Origin of the sequence: Longimicrobium sp., from assembly GCF_036554565.1 — a bacterium.
Lineage (GTDB): Bacteria > Gemmatimonadota > Gemmatimonadetes > Longimicrobiales > Longimicrobiaceae > Longimicrobium.
Window position 1 is genome coordinate 1 of the sequence record NZ_DATBNB010000873.1, and the last position, 3,729, is coordinate 3,729.

At 72.6% G+C, this 3,729-nt stretch carries 2 protein-coding genes; both read left to right on the top strand.

The window, feature by feature from the left end:
• Positions 1–338 precede the first annotated feature (338 nt).
• Positions 339–1,037: a GntR family transcriptional regulator gene (locus VIB55_RS24455; protein ID WP_331879307.1), complete on the top strand. Its 699-nt coding sequence runs from the start codon at positions 339–341 to the stop codon at positions 1,035–1,037.
• Positions 1,038–1,305: 268 nt separating this feature from the next.
• The coding region (locus VIB55_RS24460; protein ID WP_331879308.1) for a S8 family serine peptidase at positions 1,306–3,729 on the top strand (2,424 nt) is incomplete at its 3' end.

Sequence of the window (3,729 nt, forward strand, 5' to 3'; positions counted from 1 at the left end):
GGCCAACGCCACCAGCTTCGCGGACGGCGCCGCGACGGGTGGAAAGACCTACCGCTACTACGTCCGCGCCTGCAACGCGGCCGGCTGCTCCGCCTGGGGGATCAGCGGCAACGTGGTGACCCCGGCCCCGTGACACTCGCCGGGTAGCACGGCACGAAAGAACCCCCATGGACGGTGTCCATGGGGGTTCTTCGTCTCGAGGCGCGCCACCGGCTGCATCGGCGAGCCCCGCTCGTGAGGATCCAGGGCCGAACCCCCGGGAGGCGGCACTTGCGCCCGGCGCGTTCGCGGACAGTTTCCCGGCTGCCATCACGGTCCCACACGCAGCCCAGGAACGCATGACCACGGCCATCCCGCGCGGCGCACGCTCCGCGCACGTGTATGAGCGCCTTCGCGACCTGATCGTCCGCGGACGCCTGGCCCCCGGTGGCCGCGTGGTGGAGCAGGAGGTGGCGGAACGCATGGGCGTGGGGCGCACCCCGGTGCGCGAGGCGCTTCAGCTGCTGGTGAAGGAAGGGCTGCTGGTGGCATCGGAGGGCGGCCGCCGGCAGCTCACCGTCGCCCCCCTGCGCGCCGACGACGCCGCGGAACTGTTCGGGCTGCTGGGCGACCTGGAGGCGGCGGCGGTCCGCGGGCTCCCCGCGCTCACGCCTCCCGCCCGAACGGCGCTCGCCGCCGGTGCGCACGCGGCCAGCCAGGCGTTCGCCCACCTGGTCCGGACGGCGCCGGTGGACCTGGAGGCCGCGTTCGTTGCGCGCAAAGCCTTTCACGCCAGCATCACCGATCCGCTCGCCGGGCCGCGGCTCGCGTGGCTGCTGTCGCTGGTGCGTCCGCAGGTAGACCGGTACGAGTGGTTGTACGGCGCGCTGCTGCAGGACGCCCTGGCCCTGGCGGCCGCGGAGCACGAGGCCGTCGTCCGCGCACTGGCGGCCGGCGACGCGTCCGGCGCCGAGGCCGCCGTCCGCGCGAGCTGGAAGAACGCCGGCGCCCGGGTCGGCGGCGTCATCGACCGCATCGGCGAGCGGGGGGCCGGGTAGGTGCCGCGCGGCGCCCGCCAGCCATTCGCGGCCCCACGCGCGACGGGCACTCTTGTGGGCGGCTCTTTTCCGCATTATCCTATACAAAGCCTGCTGCGGGATGCTGGTGCAGATCCTTCGGTCGGCTACTCCTCCCGCGCGGTCCTCCCGTGACACCTTCCTCCGGCAATTCACGGTCGTACTGCCCTCCTCGAGCCGTCACTGCGCAGACAATTGGTGCGTGACGGGCGGGAATTCATCGCACCTCCTTCCCCCAAGTGCCCAGCACATGCAAATCCCACGGTTCTTCCGCACGCTCGCACCGCTCGCGGTGGTCGCGGCCTTCGCCGCGTGCGACCGCCCCACGGAGGCGCTCACCGGCGCGCGCGCGCCCGGCGAGGCGGCCCCGCTGCTTTCCGCCGGCGCCGACGCCATCCCGGGCCGCTACGTGGTGGTCCTGAACAGCAGCGTGGCCAGCCCGTCGGCGGCGGCCCATGAAATGGTGCGGGCCCACGGCGGCCGGCTTCACTTCAGCTACTCGTCGGCCCTCAAGGGCTTCGCGGCCAGCCTGAGCCCCGAAGCGGTGGAAGAGCTGCGGCGCAACCCGCAGGTGAAGTACGTGGCCCCCGACGCCTGGACCTATCCCGTTCAGACGCAGCAGCCCAACGCCACCTGGGGGCTGGACCGCATCGACCAGCGCACGCTGCCCCTGAACGGCACCTACGGCTACGGCCCCACGGGCGCCGGTGTTCGCGTGTACGTGATCGACACGGGCATCCGCACCACGCACGTGCAGCTCGCCGGCCGCGCCAGCGTGGGCGCCGACTTCGTGGGTGACGGCCAGAACGGCCAGGACTGCAACGGCCACGGCACCCACGTGGCCGGCACCATCGCGGGCACCACCCACGGGGTGGCCAAGGGCGCGCAGGTGGTTTCCGTGCGCGTCTTCGGATGCACGGGCGGCGCCCCCTACTCCACCATCATCGCGGCGGTGGACTGGGTCACGGCCAACGCGGTGAAGCCGGCGGTGGCGAACATGTCGCTGGGCGGCGGCTTCTACGCCCCCGCGAACGACGCCGTGACGGCCTCCATCGCCTCGGGCGTGACGTACGCCGTGGCCGCGGGCAACGAGAACGCCGACGCGTGCTCCGTCTCTCCCGCGAGCACCCCGAACGCCCTCACCGTGGCCTCGACGTCGTCCAACGACGTGCGGTCGTACTTCTCCAACTGGGGAACCTGCGTAGACCTGTTCGCGCCGGGCTCCAGCATCACCAGCGCCTGGTTCACGGCCGATTCGGCCACGAACACCATCAGCGGCACGTCGATGGCCAGCCCCCACGTGGCGGGCGTGGCCGCGCTGTACCTGCAGGGCCAGCCCACCGCCTCGCCGGCGGCCGTCACCCAGGCCATCGGCGCCAGCGCCACCAGCGGGGTCGTGCTGGACCCGGTGGGCTCGCCCAACAGGCTGCTCTTCTCGCCTCTCACGGTCGAGACCCCGGCTCCGCGGATCGTCCTGAACCCCAACGTGCTGCGGTTCACGTTCCTGCGGGTCCCGGCGACGGCGGCCTCGGCCGCGATGGGCGACACCGGCGCCCCGCAGCTCTTCACGGCCACCGGCGCGGGAGAACCCCGGCAGGCGCCCCGCGCGTTCGACGCGCTCTACGCCGCCACGGTCGCCGACTCGGTCATTTCCCGTCCGGTGAAGCTCACGAACACCGGCAACGTCGCGCTGAACTGGACGGCGTCCGTAGACCGGCCCTGGCTGGAGGCAGACCCCACCGAGGGCACCCTGAACGCCGGCTACGACGCCATCCTGCACGCCACCGTTTCCGGCGCCTCGCTGGCCCTGGGCACGCACTCGGGCAAGCTGGCCGTGCACGACTCCGCGTCCGGCGCGGCCACCGGCTACGTGGACGTGGTGGTGAACGTGGCCAACGTGGCGGTCCTTTCCCCGGGCACGCCGCGCACCGACCTGGCGGGCGACATGGGCAGCGAGATGTTCTACTCGGTGACCGTTCCCCGGGGTGCTACCAGCCTGACCATCAAGACCAGCGGCGGCACGGGTGACGTGGACCTGTACGTGCGCCAGGGCAATGCCCCCACGCTCATGGACTACAACTGCCGTCCCTACATCAACGGCAACGACGAAGAGTGCACCGCCCTGTCCCCGGTGCCGGGCACGTACTACGTGATGCTTCGCGGCTGGAACAACTACGCGGGCGTCACCCTGTCCGCCACCGTGGGGGGACTCCCGATTGCGCCGGCCAGCCTGACGGCCGCCGTGGAGACGCCCACCTCGGTGCTGCTGAACTGGACGGACCGCAGCGTGAACGAAACGTCCTTCACCCTGTCGCGCCGGGTGATGACGGGCCCGACCACCTGGACGGCCTGGCAGGACGTGGCCACCCCGGCGGCGAACGCCACCAGCGCCTCCAACGGCGGCCTGACCGGCGGCAGCACGTACCAGTACCGCATTCGTTCCTGCAACGCCGCGGGGTGCTCGGGATGGGCGGCCAGCGCGGCCGTCACCCGGCCCAGCCCCGCGCCGGTGGCGCCCGCGGCCCCCACGGGCGCGGCGGCGACCGCCGTGGCCAGCACCCGCATCCGGGTGACGTGGACCGACGCCAGCAGCAACGAAACGTCGTTCAACGTCGCGCGCCGCATGCAGAACCCCGACGGCACCCTGGGCCCGTCCCAGATCGTCGGCAGCCCG